This window comes from Bacteroides fluxus YIT 12057 (assembly GCF_000195635.1).
Lineage (GTDB): Bacteria > Bacteroidota > Bacteroidia > Bacteroidales > Bacteroidaceae > Bacteroides > Bacteroides fluxus.
Genome location: NZ_GL882615.1, coordinates 1 through 26609, shown reverse-complemented (window position 1 = coordinate 26609; position 26609 = coordinate 1). Strand labels below are relative to the sequence as shown.

Annotated in this window: 29 protein-coding genes, 1 tRNA gene and 2 pseudogenes; 10 read left to right on the top strand and 22 right to left on the bottom strand. The window is 46.8% G+C overall.

The annotated features are described in order from the left end of the window. Positions 1-31 precede the first annotated feature (31 nt). The 4 genes from HMPREF9446_RS04255 to HMPREF9446_RS04240 all read right to left on the bottom strand — a co-directional run bounded on the left by HMPREF9446_RS04255 (position 32) and on the right by HMPREF9446_RS04240 (position 3748). Positions 32-796: an MBL fold metallo-hydrolase gene (locus HMPREF9446_RS04255; protein ID WP_039968529.1), complete on the bottom strand. Its 765-nt coding sequence runs from the start codon at positions 794-796 to the stop codon at positions 32-34. Between the two features lie 41 nt (positions 797-837). Further along, positions 838-1839, bottom strand: a complete 1002-nt coding sequence (gene murB, locus HMPREF9446_RS04250; RefSeq protein WP_009124187.1) for a UDP-N-acetylmuramate dehydrogenase — start codon at positions 1837-1839, stop codon at positions 838-840. A gap of 85 nt (positions 1840-1924) precedes the next feature. Further along, entirely contained in the window at positions 1925-2773 is an 849-nt protein-coding gene (locus HMPREF9446_RS04245) for a DUF4348 domain-containing protein (protein WP_009124186.1), read from the bottom strand. An 18-nt stretch (positions 2774-2791) separates the two neighbouring features. Next, a complete protein-coding gene (locus tag HMPREF9446_RS04240; RefSeq protein WP_009124185.1) occupies positions 2792-3748 on the bottom strand; it encodes an NAD-dependent epimerase/dehydratase family protein in 957 nt (318 codons plus the stop codon). A 155-nt stretch (positions 3749-3903) separates the two neighbouring features. Here HMPREF9446_RS04240 and kbl point away from each other — a divergent pair, with 155 nt between their 5' ends. After that, the gene (gene kbl / locus HMPREF9446_RS04235; protein ID WP_009124184.1) at positions 3904-5091 is read left to right on the top strand and encodes a glycine C-acetyltransferase; all 1188 of its coding nucleotides are present in this window, start codon (positions 3904-3906) and stop codon (positions 5089-5091) included. 92 nt (positions 5092-5183) lie between these two features. Here kbl and HMPREF9446_RS04230 read toward each other — a convergent pair whose 3' ends face one another. The 9 genes and pseudogenes from HMPREF9446_RS04230 to HMPREF9446_RS04190 form a co-directional block, all read right to left on the bottom strand. Next, positions 5184-5666 (bottom strand): ferritin, encoded by a 483-nt coding sequence (locus HMPREF9446_RS04230; RefSeq protein WP_009124183.1) that lies wholly within the window; start codon positions 5664-5666, stop codon positions 5184-5186. Between the two features lie 164 nt (positions 5667-5830). Next, positions 5831-6991 carry a diaminopimelate decarboxylase gene (lysA, locus tag HMPREF9446_RS04225; protein ID WP_009124182.1) on the bottom strand — a complete coding sequence of 387 codons (1161 nt, stop codon included), beginning with the start codon at positions 6989-6991 and terminating at the stop codon, positions 5831-5833. 26 nt (positions 6992-7017) lie between these two features. Continuing rightward, entirely contained in the window at positions 7018-8337 is a 1320-nt protein-coding gene (locus tag HMPREF9446_RS04220) for an aspartate kinase (protein ID WP_009124181.1), read from the bottom strand. 74 nt (positions 8338-8411) lie between these two features. Further along, the gene (locus HMPREF9446_RS04215) at positions 8412-9107 is read right to left on the bottom strand and encodes a cell division ATP-binding protein FtsE (RefSeq protein ID WP_009124180.1); all 696 of its coding nucleotides are present in this window, start codon (positions 9105-9107) and stop codon (positions 8412-8414) included. 58 nt (positions 9108-9165) lie between these two features. Further along, on the bottom strand, positions 9166-9777 hold the full coding sequence (gene hisIE, locus HMPREF9446_RS04210; protein ID WP_009124179.1) for a bifunctional phosphoribosyl-AMP cyclohydrolase/phosphoribosyl-ATP diphosphatase HisIE: 612 nt from the start codon (positions 9775-9777) through the stop codon (positions 9166-9168). Positions 9778-9845: 68 nt separating this feature from the next. After that, entirely contained in the window at positions 9846-10601 is a 756-nt protein-coding gene (gene hisF, locus HMPREF9446_RS04205) for an imidazole glycerol phosphate synthase subunit HisF (RefSeq protein WP_009124178.1), read from the bottom strand. Between the two features lie 75 nt (positions 10602-10676). After that, complete coding sequence (gene hisA, locus HMPREF9446_RS04200; protein WP_009124177.1) at positions 10677-11408, bottom strand: 1-(5-phosphoribosyl)-5-[(5-phosphoribosylamino)methylideneamino]imidazole-4-carboxamide isomerase; 732 nt, start codon at positions 11406-11408, stop codon at positions 10677-10679. An 88-nt stretch (positions 11409-11496) separates the two neighbouring features. Beyond that, positions 11497-12087, bottom strand: a complete 591-nt coding sequence (gene hisH, locus HMPREF9446_RS04195) for an imidazole glycerol phosphate synthase subunit HisH (protein WP_009124176.1) — start codon at positions 12085-12087, stop codon at positions 11497-11499. Between the two features lie 79 nt (positions 12088-12166). Continuing rightward, positions 12167-12361, bottom strand: a pseudogene (locus HMPREF9446_RS04190) (ACT domain-containing protein); the annotation flags it as partial. A 361-nt stretch (positions 12362-12722) separates the two neighbouring features. On the opposite strand from HMPREF9446_RS04190, the gene HMPREF9446_RS04185 reads away from it, so the two are divergent. Then, positions 12723-12796, top strand: a tRNA-Asp gene (locus HMPREF9446_RS04185). Positions 12797-12976: 180 nt separating this feature from the next. On the opposite strand, the gene HMPREF9446_RS04180 is transcribed toward HMPREF9446_RS04185, so the two are convergent. Further along, the gene (locus tag HMPREF9446_RS04180) at positions 12977-13855 is read right to left on the bottom strand and encodes a phage tail tape measure protein (RefSeq protein ID WP_009124174.1); all 879 of its coding nucleotides are present in this window, start codon (positions 13853-13855) and stop codon (positions 12977-12979) included. Between the two features lie 45 nt (positions 13856-13900). Here HMPREF9446_RS04180 and HMPREF9446_RS04175 point away from each other — a divergent pair, with 45 nt between their 5' ends. Continuing rightward, the gene (locus tag HMPREF9446_RS04175; protein WP_009124173.1) at positions 13901-14248 is read left to right on the top strand and encodes a hypothetical protein; all 348 of its coding nucleotides are present in this window, start codon (positions 13901-13903) and stop codon (positions 14246-14248) included. A gap of 11 nt (positions 14249-14259) precedes the next feature. On the opposite strand, the gene HMPREF9446_RS04170 is transcribed toward HMPREF9446_RS04175, so the two are convergent. From HMPREF9446_RS04170 to HMPREF9446_RS18120, 5 genes and pseudogenes are all read right to left on the bottom strand, one after another. Beyond that, on the bottom strand, positions 14260-14544 hold the full coding sequence (locus tag HMPREF9446_RS04170) for a hypothetical protein (RefSeq protein WP_009124172.1): 285 nt from the start codon (positions 14542-14544) through the stop codon (positions 14260-14262). Further along, positions 14544-14852: a hypothetical protein gene (locus tag HMPREF9446_RS04165; protein WP_009124171.1), complete on the bottom strand. Its 309-nt coding sequence runs from the start codon at positions 14850-14852 to the stop codon at positions 14544-14546. The genes HMPREF9446_RS04170 and HMPREF9446_RS04165 overlap by 1 nt, the downstream gene beginning before the upstream one ends. 3 nt (positions 14853-14855) lie before the next feature. Continuing rightward, a complete protein-coding gene (locus HMPREF9446_RS04160; protein ID WP_009124170.1) occupies positions 14856-15104 on the bottom strand; it encodes a hypothetical protein in 249 nt (82 codons plus the stop codon). 61 nt (positions 15105-15165) lie between these two features. Further along, positions 15166-15600 (bottom strand): hypothetical protein, encoded by a 435-nt coding sequence (locus tag HMPREF9446_RS04155; protein WP_245532240.1) that lies wholly within the window; start codon positions 15598-15600, stop codon positions 15166-15168. 156 nt (positions 15601-15756) lie between these two features. Next, a pseudogene (locus HMPREF9446_RS18120) lies at positions 15757-15960 on the bottom strand (hypothetical protein); the annotation flags it as partial. A gap of 3 nt (positions 15961-15963) precedes the next feature. Between HMPREF9446_RS18120 and HMPREF9446_RS19275 the strand changes: the two are divergent. The 5 genes from HMPREF9446_RS19275 (at position 15964) to HMPREF9446_RS04130 (ending at position 19870) form a co-directional block, all read left to right on the top strand. Continuing rightward, a complete protein-coding gene (locus HMPREF9446_RS19275) occupies positions 15964-16098 on the top strand; it encodes a hypothetical protein (RefSeq protein WP_262360185.1) in 135 nt (44 codons plus the stop codon). A gap of 4 nt (positions 16099-16102) precedes the next feature. Beyond that, positions 16103-17407, top strand: coding sequence for a phage portal protein family protein (locus tag HMPREF9446_RS04145; protein ID WP_009124167.1), 1305 nt, complete (start codon positions 16103-16105; stop codon positions 17405-17407). A gap of 59 nt (positions 17408-17466) precedes the next feature. After that, on the top strand, positions 17467-18705 hold the full coding sequence (locus tag HMPREF9446_RS04140; protein WP_009124166.1) for an LPD3 domain-containing protein: 1239 nt from the start codon (positions 17467-17469) through the stop codon (positions 18703-18705). A gap of 98 nt (positions 18706-18803) precedes the next feature. Beyond that, positions 18804-19406: a phage virion morphogenesis protein gene (locus HMPREF9446_RS04135; protein ID WP_009124165.1), complete on the top strand. Its 603-nt coding sequence runs from the start codon at positions 18804-18806 to the stop codon at positions 19404-19406. Next, on the top strand, positions 19403-19870 hold the full coding sequence (locus HMPREF9446_RS04130) for a hypothetical protein (RefSeq protein ID WP_009124164.1): 468 nt from the start codon (positions 19403-19405) through the stop codon (positions 19868-19870). Before HMPREF9446_RS04135 ends, HMPREF9446_RS04130 begins: the two co-directional genes overlap by 4 nt. Here HMPREF9446_RS04130 and HMPREF9446_RS04125 read toward each other — a convergent pair. Next, positions 19857-20096, bottom strand: a complete 240-nt coding sequence (locus HMPREF9446_RS04125; RefSeq protein ID WP_009124163.1) for a hypothetical protein — start codon at positions 20094-20096, stop codon at positions 19857-19859. The genes HMPREF9446_RS04130 and HMPREF9446_RS04125 overlap by 14 nt on opposite strands. A gap of 198 nt (positions 20097-20294) precedes the next feature. Between HMPREF9446_RS04125 and HMPREF9446_RS18940 the strand changes: the two genes are divergently transcribed. Both HMPREF9446_RS18940 and HMPREF9446_RS04115 read left to right on the top strand, forming a co-directional pair. After that, positions 20295-20486 (top strand): hypothetical protein, encoded by a 192-nt coding sequence (locus HMPREF9446_RS18940; protein WP_009124162.1) that lies wholly within the window; start codon positions 20295-20297, stop codon positions 20484-20486. Between the two features lie 134 nt (positions 20487-20620). Further along, positions 20621-20830 (top strand): DUF4248 domain-containing protein, encoded by a 210-nt coding sequence (locus tag HMPREF9446_RS04115; protein WP_009124161.1) that lies wholly within the window; start codon positions 20621-20623, stop codon positions 20828-20830. A 99-nt stretch (positions 20831-20929) separates the two neighbouring features. Here HMPREF9446_RS04115 and HMPREF9446_RS04110 read toward each other — a convergent pair whose 3' ends face one another. Both HMPREF9446_RS04110 and HMPREF9446_RS04105 read right to left on the bottom strand, forming a co-directional pair. Then, positions 20930-22912 (bottom strand): RagB/SusD family nutrient uptake outer membrane protein, encoded by a 1983-nt coding sequence (locus tag HMPREF9446_RS04110; RefSeq protein WP_009124159.1) that lies wholly within the window; start codon positions 22910-22912, stop codon positions 20930-20932. A gap of 22 nt (positions 22913-22934) precedes the next feature. Continuing rightward, a complete protein-coding gene (locus HMPREF9446_RS04105) occupies positions 22935-26135 on the bottom strand; it encodes a SusC/RagA family TonB-linked outer membrane protein (RefSeq protein ID WP_009124158.1) in 3201 nt (1066 codons plus the stop codon). Positions 26136-26609: the final 474 nt, after the last annotated feature.

The following is a 26609-nucleotide window of genomic DNA, read 5'->3' as shown; positions in this document are numbered from 1 at the left end:
CTAATAAAACAAAACAAACGTTTCGAAAAGTTTAGAAAACTATTTCCTGTCCATCATAAGCCAAGTAGATATGGGGCGGCAACTGCTTGCTAAGCTCCACATGCAAACCCGCATGATGGCTCATGTGAATGAAATAAGTTTCCTTGGCACCAATACGTTCTGCAGCGACCAATGCTTCTGAAATACTTTGATGGGTGGCATGAGGCTGTAAACGTAAAGCATTTATAACCAGAACATCCAATCCTTTCAATTGTTCATAAGATTCTTCGGGCATCGTAAGCATGTCCGTAATATACCCCAAACGCCCCCCGATGCGGTATCCCAGGATAGGCAGTCTGCCATGCATGACCTGAAGGGGCAAAATCTCTGTCCGGTTAATATAAAACGGCTTGCCCGCTTCCACTTCCTGAAGATAGATACGCGGAACTCCCGGATAGACTTTGTCCACAAAACAATAGGGCATCCTCGCACGCAAATGGCCGGCGGTATAGGCATCCGAATAGACCGGTATCTCGCCAAAACGGCAGAACGGACGTAAATCATCCAGTCCGCCCGCATGATCGTAATGTTCATGAGTAATCAGCACCCCGTCAATCTTTTCAAAAGAAGACATTCGCAACATCTGTTCCCTGAAATCGGGACCACAATCAATCAATATCACCGCATCATCCGTATGCACGAACGACGATGCACGCAAACGGTTATCCCGCGGATCGGCAGAAGTACATACCGGGCAAGTACAGCCTATCTCCGGTACTCCCGTTGAAGTACCGCTTCCCAATATTCTCAGTTTCATACCTATATGAGTAGTTAGAGTAGTCAAAGCAGTTGGCTGCTTCAACCTATAAAGTTTACTTCCGGATAAATTTCAATCCCGAACTTTTCATATACCGAAGCTCTGACAGCATCCGACAAGAGTACTATATCAGCACCGGACGCACCACCCAGATTAACCAATACCAGTGCCTGTTTATCATGCACGGCAGCCGCACCCAAAGCCTTGCCTTTCCAGCCACAGCGGTCTATCATCCATCCGGCAGGAATTTTCACCCTCTCTTCATCCACATCGTAGTGTGGCATAGAAGGGTATTGCCGATGCAATGCCTCAAACTGCACACGGGGCACGATGGGATTCATAAAAAAACTTCCGGCATTTCCCAAGATTTTCGGATCGGGCAATTTGCTTTCACGGATACCAATAATCACATGGCGCAAGGTTTTTAAATCCACAGCCGGATATTTTGCCAACTCCTGACGGATAGTCCCGTAGTCCAACATATAAGACTCTTTCTTTGACAAGCAGAAATTCACATAGGTCACAAAAACCGACTTCATTTCCGGACGTTTAAAAATGCTTTTCCGGTAAGCATATTCACATTCCTGTACCCGGAAAACCCGTTTCTCCCCCAAAATGTTCACGGTTTCGACAGAAGTGACCAAATCCTTCACCTCTACGCCATAGGCCCCGATGTTCTGTACGGCACTCGCCCCCACCTCACCGGGTATCAATGACAGGTTTTCGGTGCCATACCAGTTATGTTCCACACAATATGCCACAAAATCATCCCATACCATCCCGGCACCGACGCGTACCCAGACCCGGTCTTCATCCTCCGCCGTCACGTCTATCCCTTTAATGCACGAATGCAGCACCGTCCCTTCATAATCCTTTATAAAAAGCAGATTACTGCCACTCCCTATATGCAGATAAGGCATGGTAATACTTCCTGCCACAATCCCCTCACACAGTTCATCTTCCGAACCGTATTCAAAAAAACTTGCAGCAGAGACATCAACACCGAATGTATTAGGAATCTTTTTTACCCCATCACCTATCATAAACTATAAACTTATAATATTTACGATTTGACGGTGCATAAAGTACAATACAGACTTCAATCGCAAACCGTCAAATCGTAAATACTTAAATACTTGTATCTTCGTATTTGTACAACTCCCATTCTCCTCCCCGTTTCCGGAAATAAAAAATGACGGAGTATCCATTGCCAATACCATTCACTTTCAATATTTTGGTATTGGACAAGTCTTCATTCTTCTGCCCGTAATTGATGTTAGACAGTTTATCCACAGGCATCACCGGACGGAAAGCATACCACTGATTCACATCAAGGGTAGTTTCCAGAATAGAGAATTCATCATCCGGATCAATGGTGATATACTGCAACGGATTACGGATGTGGCGGCTCTGGTACAGGCTATCGGTAACAAAACGGGTATAGAAGCTTACAAAGTCCTCATTTTCTCCTTCCTCGATATGGCGAAGGTTGATGGCCTCAAGCATCCACATGCCCTTGACACGCTGAAAGTAATACTTCTTCACCATACGGGTTTTCAGGAAAATCCATTCTACCTGTACAGCACTCAGTGCAGTATCACCTACCATATCCATATCACCCTCCTTGTCGAAAAGCATGGTATAATAACTCTGTTTCGTGAACAGATAGTCATGTTTCCAAAACTTCTCCTCTATCTTGGAAGGAGTATCCCCATTATAATAAGGTAAAGGGAAAACCGTCCTCTGCCTCTGCAAGGCATCATCCGAGGCATAGTTGAAGATAAAATCATCAAACAACTCGTCCGCCTCTATGGGTTCAGGCTCTTCCTTCACTCCCGCTTCCCGCAATGTATCGGCCTTATGACCGACCGAATCCACCATTCCCGTAATGGTAGTAAAGGGATCCATTTTCGTCTTTCCATTTCCACATGAAACCAACAAAGCGAACAATATGGATCCCAATAATACTTTTTTCATCTTTTACGGACCCTACGGTCACTTATTTAATTTAGCTCTTAATTTCTCAAGCATATCTACAGTCATGGACTCCAAATCATACTGCGGCACCCAATCCCATTCTTCACGGGCACAAGTATCATCCAGAGAATCGGGCCAACTGTCGGCAATCGCCTGTTTCAGCGGATCTATTTCATATACCATTTCAAAATCAGGCACATGCTTCTTGATCTCCTGATAAATCTGCTCCGGATCAAAACTCATGGAAGCGATGTTGAACGCGTTGCGGTGCTTCAGTCTTGCCGGAACCGCCTCCATCAAAGAAATCGCCGCATTCAGCGCGTCGGGCATATACATCATATCCATATAAGTACCTGCCTTCACCGGACATACAAACTTCTCTCCCTTGACGGCAGAATAGAATATATCCACAGCATAGTCGGTTGTGCCACCCCCCGGAGGAGTCACGTTCGAGATGATTCCCGGGAAACGCACCGCACGGGTATCAACCCCGTATTTCGTGTAATAATAGTCACTTAACAACTCAGTAGTCACTTTCGTCACACCATACATCGTACGGGGACGCTGAATTGTATCCTGCGGGGTCTTTATATGCGGAGTGGCCTCTCCGAATGAGCCGATAGAGCTGGGCGTGAACACGGCACAGTTGTACTCGCGTGCCACTTCCAATACATTCCACAAACCATCGATACCGATTTTCCATGCCATGGCCGGGCGGCTTTCAGCGACAACCGACAGCAAAGCCGCCAAATTGTATATCGTATCAATCTTAAATTGACGTACCACTACTTCAATAGACTGACGATCCGTTACGTCCGCAATGGCCGAAGGACCTGATGCCTTCAATTCTCCCTTAGGCATAGCGCTGGGAATATATCCGGCTACAACATGATCAGCACCATAACGTTTACGCAACTCCAATGTAAGTTCCGAACCAATCTGTCCGGTAGCTCCAATTACCAAAATATTTTTCATAAGACTTATTTAATAAGGTATTTATTAATATCGTGCGCAAAGATACACACTTTTTTTTCATATTTCTATCAAAAAGATATTGTTTATTCCAAGAAAAATGATGTCCTTTGCAAAGCATGTTCTTAACATGTATCACCATTAAATATTAAATCGCTATGTACGGTAAAATGCAAAACCATCTCAGCAAGACACTTGCTGAAATTAAAGAAGCTGGGCTCTATAAGGAAGAGCGCCTGATTGAAAGTGCACAACAAGCTGCTATCACTGTGAAAGGCAAGGAAGTGCTGAACTTCTGTGCCAACAATTATCTGGGATTATCCAACCATCCCAACCTGATTGCTGCAGCGCAAAAAATAATGGAACGCCGCGGTTATGGAATGTCATCCGTGCGTTTCATCTGCGGAACGCAAGATATCCACAAGGAACTGGAAGCCGCCATTTCCGATTACTTCAAGACAGAAGACACGATTCTCTACGCAGCCTGCTTCGATGCCAACGGCGGTGTATTCGAACCCCTCTTCACGGAAGAAGACGCTATCATCTCCGATGCCTTGAACCATGCTTCCATCATTGACGGTGTCCGCCTTTGTAAAGCAAAACGCTACCGCTATGCCAATGCCGACATGGCAGATCTTGAAAGATGCCTGCAAGAAGCACAGGCCCAACGTTTCCGCATCATTGTTACAGACGGTGTTTTCTCTATGGACGGCAATGTGGCTCCGATGGACCGGATTTGTGACCTGGCCGAGAAATACGACGCATTGGTTATGGTGGACGAATCTCACTCCGCCGGTGTGGTAGGTCCTACAGGACACGGTGTCAGCGAGCAATACAACACCTACGGACGGGTAGATATCTACACCGGCACTCTAGGCAAAGCCTTTGGCGGTGCTTTGGGCGGATTCACTACCGGACGCAAAGAAATCATTGACTTGCTGCGTCAGCGCAGCCGTCCTTACCTGTTCTCCAACTCATTGGCTCCAGGTATCATAGGTGCAAGCCTTGAAGTATTCAGAATGCTGAAAGAAAGCAATGCGCTGCATGACAAGCTTGTAGAGAACGTCAACTACTTCCGCGACAAGATGACTGCCGCCGGTTTCGACATCAAGCCGACCCAAAGCGCCATTTGCGCGGTCATGCTGTATGATGCCAAATTATCCCAGATTTACGCAGCCCGCATGCAGGAAGAAGGTATTTACGTAACGGGATTCTACTACCCGGTTGTTCCAAAGGAACAGGCACGTATCCGTGTACAGATTTCTGCAGGCCACGAAAAGGAACACCTTGACAAGTGTATTGCAGCTTTCATTAAGGTAGGAAAAGAATTGGGCGTACTGAAATAAGAGATCCATAACTAAAAAAAGTCCTGTAATATAAAATACATTACAGGACTTTTTTAGTTTTTGCCTATCTTCTATAAAGCTTCCAAGCAATATTATTTGCGCTCTCCCAATTTTACATCCACAAAGAAGATTCCGGTAGCGCCGGCTTTCTTAATCATATCTACAATACCGGCAGCGGTAGCTTCTTCTTCTACCTGCTCGCGAACAAATCCCCACAAGAAATCCTGGGAAGCCTTATCCTTTTCGGCAGCAGCCACATCAACCAGTTCGTCAACCATCTTAGACACGCGACATTCGTGCTCATACACCTGCTCGAACACTTCCAGCGGAGTCCCGAAATCATTGGGCACTACATCAATCTTATCCAATTTGGCCTTACCACCACGTTTAATAACATAAGAGGCCAATTCACAAGCATGCGCTTTTTCCTCGGATGATTGCTTCCTCAACCAAGAAGCCATACCGGAATAACCTTCTTTCTCCATATAGAAAGACATTGCCAAATACAGGTTTGAAGACCACATCTCAGCCGTAATCTGTCCGTTAATTGCGTTTTGTAATTTTTCTGTAATCATAATCGTATTTATTAGTTAAATTGAAATCATTACAAAAGTAACAACAACACATCAATTTTGTTCATCTAATAACATTTTTTATATAATAAATTACAATACTCCAAGTCAGACAGCGAAAGTCATTCCAGAGTGTTTACCGCATTAAAGCAGGATACAAAAAATTATCACACCAATTCTTCCGAAGTATATCCCTGCGGCAATTCCCGGCAGTTGTAACCGGACGCCATGATTTCACCGTATGCACCGGCGGAACGGAGAGCGATGAGATCGCCACGTTTTACACCGTTTAGGTCAATGGCCTTGCCGAAGACATCAGAAGACTCGCAGATAGGTCCTACCACATCATAAGTTTGCATTGGAGCATCCGAAGTGATATTCTCTATCTTATGGAATGCCTGATAAAGCGCCGGACGGATAAGGTCCGTCATACCCGCATCGAGGATGGCGAACTGCTTGTTGGTGCCTTGCTTTACATAGAGCACCCGCGAAATAAGAGAACCGCACTGTCCCACCACCGAACGTCCCAACTCGAAGTGAAGCGTCTGGTAAGAGCGCAACTTCAAATGTTCATCATAGGCGATAAAGTACTTTTTGAAATCGGGAATAGCCTGGCGGTTGGGATGCGCATAGTCAATGCCCAGGCCACCGCCCACATTGATGTGCTCGATACGGATGCGGCGCGCTTCAAGCTTGTCCTGCAACTCGTTGACACGATTGCACAATGCCACGAAGTCTCCCATGTCCAGAATTTGTGAACCGATGTGGAAGTGCAAGCCGATGAATTTGACATTATTCATTTCCCCGGCAACATCAATCACATGATCCATGTCCTGCATGCTAATACCGAACTTATTCTCCGCCAGCCCAGTAGTGATGTTTGCATGCGTATGCGCACCTACGTTGGGGTTGATGCGAAAAGCAACGTTGGCAACCTTGCCCTTGGCGGCAGCCAGCCCATTAATCACCTCCAGTTCGGGAACAGATTCCACATTGAAGCAGAATATATCATAGTCCAATCCTAAATTTATTTCCCAATCGGCCTTGCCCACCCCGGCAAACACGATCTTGCCGGAAGGAAAGCCTGCCTTGATGGCAGCACGTATCTCTCCGCCGCTTACGCAGTCGGCACCCAGACCGTTCTCGCGGATAATAGTAAGCACTTTAGGGTTGGCATTGGCCTTCACGGCATAATGTACTGAATAGTTGTCATACTTCGACGCTTCAGTGCGGATGCAGGAAAGCGTGTCGCGCAACACCTTCGTATCATAATAATAGAAAGGGGTACGCAACTCGCTGAATTTATTAATAGGGAATGTTCCTTTCATATAATAATTGTAATACAGGAAATCGTTTATTCCTCGTTGAACAGCGCATCGCTGAGCGACTGCAAAGCAGCTTTCTTATCACATTCACGGATAAGGAAAGAGATGTTGTAGTTGCTGCCGCCGAATGAAATCATACGTACAGGAATATCACGCATGGCATCCAGAGCCTTGGCCTCGAAACCTACGTTTTCCCATTCAAGGTCACCCACCACGCAGATAATGCACATGTCTTTATCTACAGTCACCGTGCCATACTTTTTCAAATCATCCAAGATTTCATTCAGATGTTTTATGTTATCGATAGACACGGACACTCCCACCTCGGAAGTACAAATCATGTCGATGGACGTCTGGTAACTTTCGAAAATCTCAAATACCTTACGCAGGAAACCGTGGGCAAGCAACATACGGCTGGACTTTATCTTGATGGCCGTAATGTTGTCTTTAGCGGCCACAGCCTTGATTTTGCCTTTTTCCGTATCGTTTGAAATCAATGTACCCGGAGCCGTAGGATCCATGGTGTTGAGCAAACGCACAGGAATGTTGGCGTACTTGGCAGGCTGGATGCAGGTAGGATGCAGAATCTTCGCGCCGAAATAGGCCAGCTCGGCAGCCTCTTCAAAATGGAGATGACGCACCGGAGCCGTCTTGTCCACGATACGGGGATCGTTATTGTGCATGCCGTCAATATCTGTCCAAATCTGAATTTCCGAAGCGTTAACGGCGGCACCTATCAAAGAAGCCGTATAGTCGCTTCCTCCACGTTGCAGGTTATCAATCTCACCGTATGCGTTGCGACAGATAAATCCTTGCGTAATGTAGATTTCAGCCTCCGGATGCAACTCCAGCTGCACCTGAAGCTTCTCCTTGATATAGATAGGATCGGGCTCAGCGTTCTTGTCCGTACGCATATATTCCAAAGCCGGAAGTAAAACAGACTTCACGCCACATTCCTGCAAATAGTAGTTCATCATGGCGGTAGAAATCAACTCACCCTGAGCCAGTACCACCTTTTCTTCAAACAAGGTGAAGAGATCTTTAGTGTAAGAACGGATATAGTCAAAATGAGATTTGATCAGTTCCAGGCCTTTCTGTTTATACTCCGGAGTAGCAAAAAGCTCATCAATATGCTGGCGGTATTTAGATTCCAGCTTGTTGATAATCTCGTTGGCACCTTCCGGATTCTTCTTGTACAGATAGTCCGAAATCTCAACCAATGTGTTTGTGGTACCCGACATGGCGGAGAGAACCACAATCTTACGTTCACCATCGGTAATCAATTTGGCAACTTCCTTCATTCGTTGAGCCGAACCTACAGAAGTACCTCCAAACTTTAAAACTTTCATTTTCGTTCCTGTATTAATTAGTTTATAGTTACAAGCTACGAGCTGTTAGCTACGAAGCTTTCATTTTTAATTCTTTAATTATCAATTTCCGCAGGATTGTATTCCGCCGTGACATCCGTCATCAGATGATCGGTACAGCGGTACACCTTTCCCGGAAACTCACGGAGCAACTGCAGATTGTGCGTTGTCATCACTACCAAGGCACCTGCCTCGCTGATATCATGCAACAACCCCGCAATGGCACGTCCTGTTTCAACATCCAGGTTTCCCGTAGGCTCGTCCGCTAGGATTATATCCGGGGAATTGAGCACGGCCCGCGCAATTACAATCCGTTGCTGCTCGCCACCCGAAAGCTCGTTGGGCAGTTTATACCCTTTGTTACTCATGCCGACCAACGTCAGCACTTCTTCTATACGGCCTTTAATCTCCCCCTTGTTTTTCCACCCGGTGGCCCGGAGTACAAATTCAAGATTATCATAAACCGTACGGTCGGTTAGCAGCTGGAAATCCTGGAAGATAATGCCAAGTTTACGGCGCAATTGCGGAATATGCTTACGCTTTATATGAAGCATGTCATACCCCATCACTTCGGCCTCTCCCGCTGCAATATCCAGTTCTCCGTAGAACGTCTTGAGCAGGCTGGTCTTGCCAGAGCCGACTTTACCTACCAGATACACGAACTCTCCCTTGTGAAGTTCCAAATTCACATCATTCAATACACACAACTCCTGCTGATGTATCTCTACGTTCCTATATTTTATCAGCGCCATTTATTAATTTTGAATTTTGAATTTTCTTAATTCTCAAATTCTTAATTCTTTAATTTAATCAGTGCTTCTTCCAGTTCACACTGTGGCGTTCTTCCAACTCACGGGCAAGATCCTCGATGCGGTAGCCTTTGGAAGTAAGCAACACAATCAGATGATACAGCAAATCGGCTCCTTCATAAATCAGACGTTCGTCCGTTCCGTTGCAAGCTTCAATAACTGTTTCTACAGCCTCTTCACCTACCTTCTGCGCCATCTTGTTGACACCGGATTCAAACAGGCTGGTCGTGTAGGATCCCTCGGGCATCTCTTCATGACGCTTGTCTATGAAATCTTGAAGAAGCTTCAGGAACATGACAGGCTGCTCGTTCTTTTCGCCCCAACAAGTATCTGCACCGGTATGGCAGACAGGCCCCACAGGATGTACCTGAATCAGCAGAGTATCTTTGTCACAGTCTTCTTTCATGGAAACCACATTCAAAAAGTTGCCACTCTCCTCGCCTTTCGTCCAAAGGCGATTCTTGGTACGGCTAAAGAAAGTCACCTTTCCCGTCTCTACCGTTTTGTCGTATGCTTCCCGGTTCATAAACCCCAGCATCAATACCTTGGCGGTATCTGCATCCTGTATAATTGCCGGAACAAGTCCGTTCATCTTGTCAAAATCCAACATCATTTTATTTACGATTTAGCTATTCACGATTCATTTTACTGCTTTAATGACCGGAGATTTATAATCCTCCCTTATTTTCTCATCGCAATTCCTTGGGCGCAAAGATACGATTTTAAATCGGGAATTTTAATTTCTCCGAAGTGAAAAACACTGGCAGCCAATGCAGCATCCGCTTTTCCTTCCAAAAACACGTCACGGAAATGCTCTTTTGCACCTGCCCCCCCCGACGCAATGACAGGTATGGAAAGCCTGTCCGCCAATACGGAAAGAGCTTCATTGGCATATCCGGTCTTTACACCGTCATGATCCATACTGGTAAAGAGCACCTCTCCCGCTCCACGTTCCTGCGCCTCTTTTGTCCAGGAAAACAGTTCCTTGTCCGTCTCCACACGTCCACCGTTCAGATAGCACCACCAGCCCTTCTCCGTCTGCTTGGCATCCACTGCCAGCACACAGACTTGCGAGCCGAAATGCTTGGCTATCTCATCTATCAATCCCGGACAGCGGATGGCAGAAGAATTGATGGAAATCTTATCCGCACCGGCATTCAGGAGGCGGTCCACGTCACCCAGCTCATGGATACCTCCACCTACGGTAAAGGGAATACTGATATTGGCAGCAATGCGTTTCACCAGCTCAGTAAAGGTTTTCCGTCCTTCAAAACTGGCCGTGATATCCAGGAATACCAATTCATCGGCACCCTGCCCGCTATAAGCACGCGCCAATTCAACCGGATCACCCGCCTGGCGCAAATTCACAAAATTGGTTCCTTTCACTGTCTGCCCGTCTTTGATATCAAGGCAGGGAATAATTCTTTTCGCTAACACAACGAACTGATTTATGATTTATTACTTATTACTTATGACTCGATTTATGATTAACCGCTATACCGCATGAATAAATCATAAATTACAAATCATAAATCTTTCCAATTCCTTAAAACTGATACGGCCCTCATACAAAGCCTTGCCGAAAATGACGGCAGGCACACCGGCAGCCTCCAGCATACGTATGTCATCAGCACAACTCACTCCACCGCTGGCAATCAGATACAGCCCCGGATGCCGTTCCAATATTTCCTTGTACAAAGACGTGGAAGGACCCTGCAGCATCCCGTCACAACAGATATCCGTGCAGATTACCTTCCGTATGCCTTTCTCCACATATTCCTTGAGGAAAGGGAACAGTTCACAAGCACTTTCGTCTTTCCAGCCGTTAACTGCAATCTTGTAATCTTTCACATCAGCACCGAGAATCATTTTCTCCGAGCCATACATCTGCAGCCAACGGCAAAATATTCCGGGATTCTTCACGGCAATGCTGCCACCCGTCACCATCTGCGCGCCATTTTCAAAAGCGATGATTAAATCTTCGTCACTCTTCACGCCACCTCCAAAATCAATAATCAAGGAAGTGCGCGAGGCAATCTGTTCCAATGTACGGTAATTCACCACATGATGCGAAGCCGCCCCATCCAAATCAACCACATGAAGGCGACGGATGCCGTGAGCCTCCAGTTTTTTGGCTACTTCCACCGGATTCTCGTTATACACCTTCTTACTGTCGTAATCGCCTTGGGACAGACGTACACACTTTCCACCGATAATATCAATGGCAGGTATCAGTTCAATCATTCTATTTTCGGTTTATTCCCTATGGTCATGGCGCATTTCTTGTCCTTAACACATAGGTACGTTGATGATTTACATTTTTCGTATTTCCTCATAACTCCAAAAAATTCCGCAAGATGCGTTCGCCTACACTCCCACTCTTTTCCGGGTGGAACTGGGTAGCATAATAGTTGTCCTTGTGCAAAGCGGCACTGAACGGCAGGATATAATCCGTCACGGCTGCCGTGCAGTCATTGACCGGAACATAAAAGCTATGCACGAAATAGACAAACTCTTCTTTCGTAAAGCCTTTGAACAAGTCGCTATCAGTCTGCGTAATGGTATTCCATCCCATGTGCGGAACCTTGTCTTCATGCCTGCGGGAGACAAAACGCTTCACATCGGCATCAAAGATTCCAAGTCCATCGACATTACCTTCTTCCGAATGACGACACATCAACTGCATTCCCAGGCATATTCCCAATACCGGTTGGCGCAATTCTTTTATCAGTCTGTCCATGCCTCCTGCCTGCAAAAAACTCATCGTGGTTTCCGCCTCGCCAACACCGGGAAATATCACTTTGTCGGCTGCGCGCAACACCGCCTCATCTGCCGTAATGACCGCCTCCACCCCCAAACGTCTCAAAGCGTAATCCACCGAACGGATATTACCTGCATTGTATTTTATGACCGCAACTTCCATCAATTATCCTTTAATTAAATATGACTGTTCTATTTTTATATGCCAGCACCTTGCGTTCAATATGTTTTTGAACCGCACGGTCTGTCTTTTCTTGAAGTATCAGGAAATCCTGCAATTCCCACTCAATACGCATGAAAAAGATATCCTCGACATGATCTATATATTGATTCAGATAGATAATATTCCCCTTATTTACCGTTATAAAGTCTGTCACTTCCGCCAAAATCCCCGGTCGGTCGGGACAATGAAGTAACAGTTTAGCCGTTTTCATCATTCTAAAATTCCGTTTTTACTGTATTTAAGTTACAACATTTCCGTTTTGAGTTCGCAAAAATAACGATTTATTGCAAATCAACGAACTTTTCAAGCAAGAAGTTTAAAAGATGCCTCAAAATGTTTCGTTTTCTCCAAGAATAGATTTTCCTGCAAGCATTAGAACCTCTCGAAAGCGAATTTCTAAACAATCGTTAAATAGCAACTTTTTTCATTCATACAATCTTCTCAATATGAGGATATAAGACAATCACAGCAAAATCGCATCAAAAAAATATTCATCACAGGTATTGCAGATTCCAAAGAAATACCTACCTTTGCAACCGCAATCGAGAGAGATAGCAATGATAAAATGAAATAATGGTGCGTTAGTTCAGTTGGTTAGAATACATGCCTGTCACGCATGGGGTCACGGGTTCGAGTCCCGTACGCACCGCAATAACATTCCAAAGTCCTTGAAAGTCAATCACTTTCAAGGGCTTTTTTCTTGGGGTCTCAATCGGGAGACCAATCCGATGACACACCGTGATGCGTTCTGATACATTGCGGTTTGCTGTAAACCACCCTCTTATTATATTCCTGTCTGCAAATAGCCTTTTCCCACAAATTACTGTGTTCATGCCTTGTTCTGGGCTTCTTCCGTTTCACTTGAAGAGGTACATATCTTGTAAATACCTACAGCCAACGCAGCAGCGGATGCGGCCGCTATCAGATAAGGGCTGGATGCAATGGCGATGTTCATCAGGCGTATCGCCCCCGTAGTGGAAGCTATGGCGGCACGGGCGGTGCTGACTTCGGCAGTATTGCCTGTTACTCCTGTTGTAGTAGCGAATACGGCCATCAGTTCATCAATACTGATGCCCAGCTGTGAAGCACTGCCACTGACACGGGGCAATGCGGCCGCTAATTGTTCAAAACTAGTTACACCGTTCTTGGCGGTCTTCTGTATCTTGTCCTGAATGCTTCCGGCAGTATCCCATTCCAGACCGTAGTTCTTGATGATGGTGGAAGTGACCGTGACCGTTTGCCCCAAATCGGCGATGCCACCCACGGCAGCCTTGCTGCTTTGTTCCAGGAAACTGATCCAGTTGTCTTCGGGTACACCGTTCGAGATAACCTGATACAGGCCACCGGCCAGTTCCTCACGAACCATGGGAATGTTCTTGCTCAGTTCCTTTACACTATCGGTCAACGAATCGAGATTTTTCCCCGTTTTACCTGCCATGGTATTGGCTGCACGCATGGACTTGTCAAAACTGTCATACCCCCCGGCAAGGCTTTGAATACTACTATTGAGCTGGTCCGTAGCATTGATGAACATATCCCAGTTAAGGTTCTTCATCGCCATATTCTGGATTTCATCCGATGCTTTCCTGGCTGTTTCCGTCACACGTTTCACAGCCGAGTCAAAAGATTCGGCATCAACGGTCAGATCATGGAAGGTATCTTTGCCGTCAGTCCTAATTTTTAGCTTGAACTCTACCTCGTTTGCCATTAATTCTTTATATTTGCACTGATTTACGGGCTAAATTCAGTTACTATGGTTTATGTTTTTTTTATATCGGTCACATTCATATTCTCACTGGCAGGATATTTGCTTTATACGGGCAAACATTTTGCATCAGGCACAATCCTTCTTTTGTTCGGATTGGGGCTTTTCTTTTGCCTGTTGAATGCCGGGATTCATGATTGCTTTTCATTTGAGACTTCCTATCTGATTGAAGACTGGTTAAAATATATATGGCCTCTCACTTCACTTGCCCTTATCGTAAAAGCCTTCAGAGACAATTCCCGTTATGATAAGGAAGAAGCCTGCAAGCGTGAGGAAGAGCGCAAAAAACCTATCGTTCTTAAATTCCGGATAACCTCTACTACAGTAGAAAAATAGTCTATTTCCTCTTATCCTTCCACCCGTTTCTTCAATTCTTCAAACCGATCCCGGGTGCTTTCTACCGCCAAGGATAGTTTCTCTTGCACGTCCCAACTGAACCTGCACACGTCCGTCACCTTCAGCGCCTTCTTGCTATAGGGTTGCAACACGCAGCAAGCCAGGAACCGGGCACGCTCCCAGGGGTCGCGCATCTGTGTCTGCTCCCAATGCCGGCTGATGCAGAAAAACTCGTGGGGAGTACAGTTACAGAAGTCGGTCAGACTCATTCCCATACTCCCCACGGCTAGTCCCATCAGTTCGTCAATGTCGGCGGGGGTGTCTCCTCCGTCTTTTTTTTTGAGCCGTCGCCTTGCAGGGTTTCGGCAAAGCCGTTGAGCACGGCCATGTCCAGACCGTCGGCAAAGGTGTCGATATCCAGGAGGAATTCCACCCCGTCGGCATTACAGGCGCTTGCCACGCAGCAGAAGAGGAAAATGATCATCAGGTCCACGTCCGTACCCATTTGGCTTACGTCCGTGCCTGTCTCACGCTTGAAGCGGCGCATAGCCCCCATGGTCATGCGCATGGGGTACTCTTTTCCATATACCTGAATCTTCTTCATCGCTTATTCCTCCACGGTTCCGTCCACTTTCGTGTCGTCTATGGCTACCGATCCGGTATTGTCGAAGGTGGCGTTGTAGGTGGCGTCGTCGCCTGCCGGCGCCGCTTCTTCTATTGAAGCAACAATGAAGCTGCCACTCATATAAGGCGCCTTTTCGCTGGCAAGGGGTTTTACAGCACGGTCTTTCGTTTCACTGGTATAGGTGGTAGTATGGCTGGTGCAATGTCCGCACGCCTTCTCGCCGATGGTCATCAGCAGGTCACTACCGTTTACATATCCTTGTTTGCCATAAATTCATTTACAATTTTAAGATTTACAATTTGGCTGCGCCACTTCTTCTTTTTAAGTAGCGTTTAATCAGCATTAAAATGAGAATCAAAAGGGCGATTCTTCCCGCACATATCTGGAACCATTGCCATCCGGTGGGTTCATTGACTACCTTCGGAGGAGGTTCCTCCACTTTTTCAAGCAGTGCGTTACGGATGCGGGTGTTCTCTTCTTTCAGCAGGATAACCTGGCGTGCCAGGCTGTCGCAGGTGGCGGTCACTTCTACTGAATCTTCCGATATCCGCGTCACATTCACCGTCGCCTGCCCGCTGCGCCGGCTAAAGCCTGTGCCCACCGGTATCGCTTCCAGCATCCCGGTCGGGAAGGTGGTCTGCGCCACGCTGGGCGGTACGGGTTGCTGTATCAGCGCGAATCCTTTTACGTCCTGCAGACTGTCGCTTACTTGGGTGGATGCCGTCATCCGCCCCGGACCTCTGCAGCTCGTTGTGGACAGGGCAATCGTTCCAGTGACGACAAGAAGTAGCGCGAGCCACCGTGCGGTCCAGTCGGGCGATGGCCCGGTAAAGTTTTCTGTTTTCATTGATAGCGTTCAATAAGTCCGAACGGAGATTCTAGGAATATCACTTTCGCTCAAGTCCTGGACAGGGATGGGATACGTCGTGTTGTTTATCAGCACGTCCGGGTCTCCGCCTATATCCACCATACTCACTTCTACCAGCCTGCATTTGGTAACGGTGGGACGTGTCTGCCCGGGTTTCAACAGTTCGGGGGCATCACTCAGAAGATGGGCTACGAAATCCGGGAAAAGCGCTACGAACAAGCCTTGAAGTACCTGAAGGATATACAGGCAGGAAACGTAACTCCGGACATCCCGACCCTCACCGGTCCCAAAGGAGAAGAGGACTACCACAACCCCGTGCGTTACGGGTCGGCCGAAAAGAACAATTATATCTGGTAAGATTATGGCAAACAACTATAAGAAACAAAACCCGATGAAGATAGGTAAAGTAAACCTGTCCGACCCACGGGAAAGGCGACGGGTTGGCAAAGTATCGGTAGAACTGCAACTGCAAACCGAAGCGCTCACCAAGAAAGACCTGCGCAACTGGCGCAACGCCTGGCAGCAAGCCATCAATGTGGAGTACCCCAACCGGGTGACGCTGTATGATATTTATGGCGATGTGGATGTGGATATGCACCTCACCGGCTGCGTGGGGCAACGCAAGGGCTATGTCATGAACAAGAGCTTCCGCATCGTGAACCGTGCGGGAGAAGAGAACCCCGACCTGACCAGCCATCTTCGAGTCGCCCTGGTTCAAGGAGTTCATGCGCCTGGCACTGGACAGCATCAACTGGGGCACTCGCTCATCCAGTTGGGCGACATCATCGTGGTGGATGGCGTGCCTGCTTTCAACAATGTGATGTTGGTTCCGCGCCGGCATGTAATACCCGAATACGGCGTGCTCGTTATGCGCCAGCAAGAAACCTGGCAAAACGGATTCGACTACCGCCACTCCGACATGGCCGACTGGATTGTAGAGGTAGGCGGCACCCACGACCTGGGACTTTACTTGAAGTGCGCCCAGCACACCATCCCGAAAAAGAATGTTTGTGCCTTCTGGGACATGTTCTCCGAAATCTTCGGCATCCCCTTCCGTGTGGGTAAAACCACCAGTCGCGACGCCAAGGAGCAAAGCCGCATCGAAAAGATGCTCGGCTCGATGGGTGCGGCAGGCTGGGCGCTCTTCCCCGAGGGTACGGAGATTGAAATCAAAGAATCCACCCGTGGCGATGCCTACAATGTGTTCGATAAACGCATAGAACGTGCCAATTCCGAAATATCCAAAGGGGTGCTGACGCAAACCATGACTACCGACAACGGCGCCAGCCTTTCGCAAAGCGAGGTACACAAGGAGATGCTGATGAACCTCATCAGTACCGATGCCGACATGCTGCGCGATATAGTTAATTTCCAGCTCATCCCCAAGATGATAAAGCACGGATTTCCGTTGCGCGGCTACCGCTTCGACTGGTACGAGGGCATTGACTTCACACCCGAACAGCAAGTGCAGTACGAACAAATGCTGCTGGGTGAGTTCGAGATAGACCCGAAATATTTTATTGACAAGTACAACGTGCCCATCATAGGCAAGAAAGAAGCCGCTCCGGTGGTGGTACCCGAAATCCGTCCGAATGGCAACCCGAAGAAGAGGAAGGATAAAGAGAAGCAGGAACTGGTAAAGCCCGCCGCGCCTTTTTTCGACTAAGCCCTTCCGATTACGAAGGGCTGCACAGCCGGGCGCTGCTCACTTATTTTGGTGGTAATATGCCGCTTGCATCCGATGATGAAGAGGAAACAGATGTAGACACGGCAAGCGTGGAAGCCGGCTTCGTCCTATTGATGGCATGGCTGCACCGACAAACGGAGTTCAGTCCCGAAATGCTGGCTACCGAAGAGGTCCGGCAGTTTATTCGCACCCATGCCGCCGTGCTCGATAATGCCGTCGATTACACTATCCGCCGGCGGCCGCTGGATGACATCAGCGTGCAACGCCTGAAGGAGTCGAATTTCGTATTCTCCGGTTACAAGACTTTTCATGAACTGAACGAAACGTTTCCCTCGCTACTCGATGACGATGGCACTCGAAAGCCGTTTGAACGTTTTTTAAAGGATGTTCAAACAGTGAACGAGAAATACAACCGGTTATATCTGAAAGCTGAATACAATTTCGCCATGTCATCCGCCGATATGGCAGCCAAATGGCAATCTTGGTGGACGGATGAAGACCGGGACCGCTACCTGCTGCAATACCGTACCGTAGGCGACAAACGGGTGCGCGAGGTGCACCGGGCACTGCATAATGTCACGCTGCCCATCACTTCCAAATTCTGGGATGAATATTTTCCTCCCAACGGATGGAACTGCCGCTGCACGGTGGCAAGAGTACGCCGGGGCAAGTACCCGGAAAGTGACGAACACCAGGCGATGTTGGCTGGCAGCCAGGCCACCGCGGGAAAGCACCAGGAGATGATGCGGTTCAATCCCGGCAAGCAGATGGCATGCTTCCCGTTCTACAATCCCTACACCATCAGCAGGTGCAAGGACTGTTCCGACAGACCGGGCACGCTCAAACTGGCCAAAGTGCCCGACAATGAGCTATGTGCAGCCTGCAAGGTGGTGAGGGAGATGAAGAAATCCAAAGAAAGTTTGCAAGAGCAAAGAAAAGAAATACGAGAGTGGGCAAGAGAGAACTTGGCAGGAAAGACAACTGTTATTTGCGGCATTCAATCTCCGGTAGAATTTACCATGAACGGCATTAAGGAAACATTGAACCAGCCTCATAAGAAACCTTCTGCCAAGAATATGGCCTTAATGGATATTATTTCACTGCTGAAAGAAGGTACTTATATAAAAGAGTGTCCTGAAGAAAAAGGAAATCCAATGGTCAAGAAATACCATTATATCAAGATAGAAATAGCAAGTGAACCATCTTATGCCATTATCCGAGAACTGAAGGATGGAAGAGCACAATTTTATTCCATTGTAGAAAAGCTAAGAGAGTGATTAAAGCCTTTAGTGAAGGATGTGCAATCCAACCCAGTACTTTAACCACTCTCTTTCATATCACAAAGATACAGTTAATTCTTTAATAAACAAACATTATGCCCCAAAATTCAGACATAACCAAGGAGCTGGAACGGAAGGTGAAACGCTTCATCCGGTTGACACTGAAGGATATTAGAGTGGACTTGGAAGAGGAGTTTGACCGAAACTTTGAGCGTGAAGCCTTCTTCAACGAAGCTTGGATGCGGAGAAAACACAACGATGACGAAAGCCGCGGACTGCTGACGCAAAGCGGAAAATTACGTCACAGCATCAAGAAAGAAGCCACTACCACCGACCACAGCGTTATCTTCACCAGTAGTGTGCCATACGCCGCCATTCATAACGAGGGTGGTACCATCACCGTGACCCGACGAATGAAAAAATACTTCTGGTACCGCTACCTGCTTATCATGGGTAGTAAACGCAATCGACCGGACAAAGACCCACTTTCCCCAAAACTACAACGCAAAAAGAATGGAGAGTTGCGCAACAATAAGAAGAACCTAGAGCTGACCGAAGAAGCTAAGTTCTACAAATACATGGCCCTAAAGCGTGTAGGCAGCAAGATAGTCATCCCCAAACGCCAATTCATAGGCATGCACCCCGAAGTAGAACGTATCATTCAAGAAATTATAGAAACTAACAGCAAAGAATTATGAGAAAATTCCTTTACCTCAGCATCATCGAGAAGCTGAAACAACTCACAGACCCGCATGGGAACCCAGTTATCCGCACCTTCGACCTCTGGAACGAGCAAGTAGAGTTCATCGAACAGGAAGAAGCTTTCGACACTCCCGCCGTCTTTATCGAATTTACACCTGTGAAATGGAATACCCTTGGCGGTGGCGTCCAGCGTGCCGAAGTCACCATCCGCCTGCATATCATCAATGGGTGGGACGGCAGTGCCCGGGACGGCAGCCTCTATCAGCAGCAAAGCCTGGACCGCTTCGACCTGTTGGACCGCATCGACCATCACCTGTTCAACTTTGCGGGTAGCAACCGGCAGACGGACTTCAACATGTTCCGCCGTGTGGGAAGCAGCACCAACCACAACCACGAAGAACTGGTAGAGGATATCAGCGATTACACATGTATGGTGATGGATGCTGTCAGAAAAGAGTGAGTTGTGCCCGCATCTCCTGTTGCCGGGCTATGATGCGCGGATCTGCGCTGGCATTGATGATATTGTAGAAAGTCTTCTCGCAGATATGATACTTCGGCCAAATGTAGCGGCGAAGGATTTCACGGTTGCTCAGTCCGCTCCGCGAATACTCGTCGTATATGCGCACGATGTCTTTCACCCGAAGCGCATAGCTGCAACCTATAATCTTTGACCGGTTTTTCTTCATATATCCCGAAAACTTTTACTGATTACCCTGAAACTGTCTGATTACCCGCTACAAAAATAATTATAAATACACATTAATGCAACTTATCAGACCAAAATGCACACAAACAGACTTGTCTCCGCCTGTTTACACCACCTTTGCAGTGTCAATTCGCGAAACGACACAAGCAAATAATTAATCATTAAACTTAAAAAAACAATGAGTGTAAACTATTCCCTTGCTCACATGAGCACCAAGCCCGGCGTTGAGAACGCCCCAAAACTCTATTACGCCAAAGCGCAGGCTGCGGGCGAAGTGACCATGGACGAGATGGCGGAGGCAACACCGGAGGCGGCGGCTCCGACGGTGACGAGAACGACAACCCGCTGGGCTAAGAAAACTACTACGTAGTAGCGCGGCAACTACTACCAAGTAAATGACCAACTACCCGTAAGTAGCCGACCGGTTACTTGCGGGTAGTTTTTTATGCCGCCGCAGCGCGGCTTTTCATTCTTTCATTATTAATTCTTAATTTGCAAAGCACTATGAACGCAATCTACATGAGTGACCTGGCACAAGCCTACTTCCCCAACTCCACGACCCGTAGCGCATCGGCACAGCTGCACCGCTGGATACAACTGAACCCGGAGCTGCAAACCCGGCTGGAGGAACTGCACTACAAGCCCCGGCAGCGGGCATTGACGCCGCTGCAACACGAGGCGATAATAGAGTGCCTGGGAGAGCCGGGGGAGTGACCATCTTACTGATGCCGGGAAGATGGTACAAAAAAGGAGGTGTGTCAAAATGCACACCTCCCTATCGTCATGTAAACAGCCCTATCTATATTCCGTCTTTTATTCGTTTACCGTAGGCCATCCCGGATTCTGCGTCAATTGTTTATTTAACAGTAGCTGTTCAGTAGGAATGCAATAAAGATAATACTTGTCATCCCAACCCTTGCCTTGTACTTTAGGACTCGGCTGTACATAGATATAACCTTCGGTCAATGTTTCATCCTTCAACCCGGTCGCTTCGTTCAAAATGCCATTTGTATTCCTATTGTATAATTCATCATTTTTGCTCCACCACATACCTTTTTCCTGACGGTTGATAAAATAAGGAGCCTTGGCCCAACGGCGCACGTCGTAGAATCCGAATCCCTCTCCCATCAACTCCACGATACGCTCACGACGAATCTCCCACAACAGAGGCGGTACTTCATAATCGTCCATATTGCCGGTCCAGTGTGGATTGTTGCCTTTATCACGGTTCGGATCAAAACCGGCATCGATATCAGCTACTGTCATATCAGCCACACCGGCGCGCTTACGCAGTTTGTTGATGGAAAAATCTGCTGCCGCTTGATCAAATTGCCCCAGTTCGCAAGCTGCCTCAGCATAATTCAGTATAGCTTCTTCCACTTTAAAGATCGGCTTGTCTGATTCGCATATGGACGAATTGTTGTTGCTTAACTCCCAACAATTGTAGTTTTTCCATAAATAGTATCCGGAGGAAGTGTTGCAGGGACCGTTATCCCCTCTCAGATTAGGCATTTTTTTGATAAGATTGCCCGCGTTCCAGTTACTGATAGGCAAGCGTTTCATTTGTCCCGCCGTGCCCGGATTCGCAACAGTCACATCAGCTCCCATAATATCTATAAACTTACGATATTTGGAATCCTTTGTATTGTATCCCCATTTACAATTTGGATTTTCCACAGGCTTGTTCTCGCCTCCTTCTATAACAGAATAAGGTGGGGTCACCGTATGGTAGAGACGCGGATCACGGTCGGTAAAGATGTCATAAATATCCCTGCTTCCCCCTTTATACTGCGTGTTGTTGGCATTGGCTATAGGGAGGCCGTTTTTCGTCAAATACATATCAGCCATATCCTGTGAAAGTTGGTAAACGGCTTGGTCATTGCGCTCACGGAAATTGAACATGGAGGTCAAGTAGTTGGTTTTGAATTCCCTATACAGTATAACCCCGGGTACATCGGCCAAATCAGGAGAAGTCCACATCTCTCCATACCCGGCAGCCGGCTGCCCGTCTGTTCCTGTATAGAGAGCAGGGTAGGTTTCTATCAGCTCTTTGGACACACGGACACATTCTGTCAAGTATTTTTCAGCGTCACCCAGCTTATGATACTTCCTCCAGGTTCCTTCGCGTAGCGCAAAACGCGACAACGCCATCTGTACACATGCCTTGTTAATGGCATTCTTTCCATCCTGGCTGGTAAAGTCACCTATATGTTCCTCCGCCCATTTCAATCGTGTCAGGATATTGTCTGCGACCTCGTCCCGAGGCGTACGAGGTCCATAAGGCTCATCGGTATCCGGGTTCAGCACCTTGTCAATCCAAGGCACATCACCGAAGCGGTTAATTAGTTCCATGTACCAGAATGAATGGAAAAAATAACCAACGGACTGCCAGTGCTCTTTTTCACTGGTGGGCATAGCCGAGTTTTCCAGACCTTTCAGCATAAAATTAATCCGATAGATATAGCCAAAATCCCAACCGTTTCCGGAAGAAGACGGACCGACAGCCTGGAATGCATAACTGTTATACCCTCCCTCAGCACGGCTAGACAGATAGCCGGCGTTACGGTCACCGTTATAGACAGAGGCATATCCGTGACCATTCGGGGAAGTCGCAATGGTAGTATTGTACAACATTTCGTAACAAGGCCACATATAGGCTTGTACCGTCTGGTAAGAATCGAAAGCCGTTACCTCGCTGATGGTGGTGGTAGGAGCTTTGTCCAAAAAACTGTCGTTGCAACCGGCGTTGCCCAAAGCAAGTACCGCAATAGCTGTATATTGGATAAGTTTCTTCATGATCAATCTATTTTTATTTTTGTTAAAGGGTTACATTAAAGCCGAATGAGACGGTACGATAAAAGGGATATCCCCAGCTGAGCCGTTCCGGGTCGTACCCGTCCGGCAATGAACTGATAGTTGCCAGATTCTCTGCGCTGACAAACAGTTTTAGACCGGAAAGTGATATTTTGCTGACCAGCGTGCGCGGGAAAGTATATGCCAAAGTAACATTTTTCAGACGCATATAGGCACCATTCTGCAGGTACTTGGTGGAAACACGCTGGTTAGAACCGGCATTCTGCATGTTGTCGTAGATACGGTACAATGATGCATTCGGGTTTTTAGCCACCCAATATTCACGGTCGTTTTCGGTATATTGCCCATTACAGCTTCCCATTGGTTCCCAATAATTAGTTTGGTTATAATATACGGGATAATAAGCTTTCCCACTACCTCCGAATGGAAAAAGAGACATGCCTCCGATCCATACGTCACGTTTGGCGGTTCCCTGTAAAATAGCACTTAACGAGAATCCCTTGTAACTGACCCCTAAATTGACACCGAAGTTATAGCGCGGAGTGCTGTTTCCGATTACTTTCTGGTCACCCGGACTGCTCACCGTGTTCAAGCCGCTGTTAATCTGATTTTCACCCCGATCGTCATTCAGGTTGACAAACTTTTCATCACCCGGACGGGGATTGACACCTTCAATGGAGGGAACCCCCTCATTCAGTTTCCATGACCCAGGAGCGTCAAAATCATCAATGGTATAGTAACCGTCACTCACATACCCCCAGATTTCTCCCAAGACACGTCCTTCATAGTAAGCATTGTTTGTGAAAACTTTATCTTCGTTGTTGGTATATTTGGTAATCTTTGATTTATAATCATAGAGATTGAACCCTACATTGTACTTCCAATCTCCAATCTGATCCCGCCAGTTTACAGCAACCTCCCAACCACGTGTACGCATGTCGGCCGCATTTCTCATCGGAGCACTTGTACCGACTACGGCGGGCAACTGGATGCCGGCAATCAACATGTCACGAGTGCTCCGTTGGTACCAGTCAAACGTCATTTGCAGACGGTTGTTAAGCAATGAAGCATCAAAACCAAAATCAAGGGTCTCAACGGTTTCCCAAGTAAAAGAATCAGAAATTAATCCAGGAACAGTGATGTAGGTTATAAATTCACCGTCTTTCAACCAATAATTGCTGTTGCCTACCGGTTTCATGGTAGAGAAATACTGGTAGTTGGCTATGTTCTGGTTACCGATCTGTCCCCATGAGGCGCGGAGTTTCAACTCGCTGACATAGTTCTGTATCTTTTCCATCCATGATTCCTTGGCTATGTTCCAGCCTAGAGAAAAAGAAGGGAAGAAGCCGAACCGGTCATTCTTGGGAAACTTGGAGGAACCGTCATAACGTCCGTTGGCCTCAAACAGATAACGGTCCTTATAACTGTAGTTGACACGATAAAATGCACCGCGGATAGCATAGTCTTCGTAAGAATTGTTGGTAATCACCTGTCCCGTGGCACTGGTGAAGGAGGGAGCGCTTGGGGCAATCATGTCATGCGCTTCAACTGTCAGCCATTTGTTCTGCTTACGCTCCTGGTTGAACCCACCCATTACTTTGAATACATGGTTGTCCTTGATATTGAAACTATAGGTTCCAAATATATTCAGTGCATTATAATCCACGTGCCCCTCACTTTGGTACAGATAATCAGAAGTGGTGGAGACATTTGAGCCCAGCTGTTCTGTAGTGTATTCCCATTTTTTCTGATAATAGGAATCCTGGTAGTTCTTGCGATCATAAGTGTATTCTCCTACAACCTCCAATCCCTTAAAAGGGCGCAGGATAGTACGTAGATAGACACGGGCATTGTCTGTGTCGGTCAGCCACGGATTGTTGATGCGGATTTGATTTTCCGGAGTAATAAGAGGCAGGTCCTTACCTATACTGGTATTTACTGAACCGGGCATAATGCCTGAAGGATAGAATGAAATATGGTTCATCGCATAGATACCGTCACCTGACCCTTGAGGCTGGGAACGGTCAGCCACGGTGTAGCGGATGTCTGCTTCCTGTGTCAGCCAGTCGGTAATCTCGGCACCGAGGAAAGAAGAAATGTTCTTGCGCATATAGGTATCCTTGCTTTCAATCAATGGACCATCCTCTTTTGTGAGACCAGCACTCAGGCGGTAGCGTAACTTCTCCGTCCCTCCGGTTGCAGTAAGATTGTGGGTCTGCATGAAACTGGTTTCTTGGAATGCTTTATAAACATCCTTTTCATTAAGGTAATACGGTGCACCGTCTTCACCGATATAGATACCGTCTCCGACAGTAGGATAGTCTCCGGGATTTTGTTTGTAGCCGGCAAGATATTCACGCCATTTGGACACTGAGCCATTTCCTGCATAGTATGTCTCAGAAAAACCTGCTGCCTGGTAAGCTCTCAAATACTCATCCAACGAAGCCTGTCTGGGACTGTTGATAGAACTTTGAAAGCCGAAATTGGCATTGTAGTTCAGAGAAAACTTATCCCCTTTCTTGGCTTTCTTGGTAGTGACCAGGATGACGCCTGCCGCAGCACGCGCCCCATAAATGGCTGACGAGGCAGCGTCCTTCAGCACGGTAACACTTTCAATATCTTCAGGATTCAGCAGGTCAATCTCACCTTCAACATTGTCAATCAATACCAACGGGTTCATGCCGTTGATAGAAACCGTACCACGGATGTTGAACGTTTTAGACTCACCGGGTGAGGAGCCACCGCTTACGGTAAGTCCCGGCATGGAACCTTGCAATGCATTTTTTACGTTGGTCACGGGACGATCTCCCAGCACTTCGTCCATTTTCACCTGCGATACTGAACCGGTCAGATTGGCTTTCTTCTGTGAGCCGAATCCTACTATCACGACTTCATCCAAAGTTTGCGTGTCTTCCTTTAAAATCACTGTTATAGGAGCGCCGTTCCATATAGTCTCTTCAGAAATGTATCCGATGAAAGAAATCAGAATGACATCCCCCTTGTTGACATTGTTGAGTGAGAAATCACCATCCAAACCGGTAATAGTACCATTAGTTGTCCCTTTTACTACTACAGATGCACCGATCACAGGTTCACCGTTCTGATCCACCACAGCACCTTTGCATACATCATTCTGTTGTATCACTTTGATGCCTGTTGCATGTGAGGCAACAGCAGCACCGACAACTCCCGTAGAGGCTCCCATAATTAACAACGTTAGGCAGGCTGAACTAAATTGTTTTAGCATAATTGTGTTTTTTACATTAATAATAAGGTTAATTGATACACTTTCCAAGTTCTTTTAGAACTATACTTGACGTGTATATTTCTCTTAAAAGAAAACCAAGAAGGATAGTAAACATCGATTGAGACATAGAAAGATATCCATCGTTCTACCGGAAAATATATTTATTCTGCTACATCCATGGCTCTATATATTCTTTTATTGATTTTAACGTAAGTTTGTCATAAGCCAACCACTTACATAAATATAATTTATCAATGTGAATAAAATGGAAATTAGGAGAGACATCTATTTATACATAAACAGTATATGCGAATTGATTAGAAAACATTTTCATTAAATATGTTTAGATAATGAAAATATTATTATATTTGCAGCGGATATTATACTTTTATAAGTAGAGTTCTAAAAGAACTTGGAAAGTGTATCAATTAA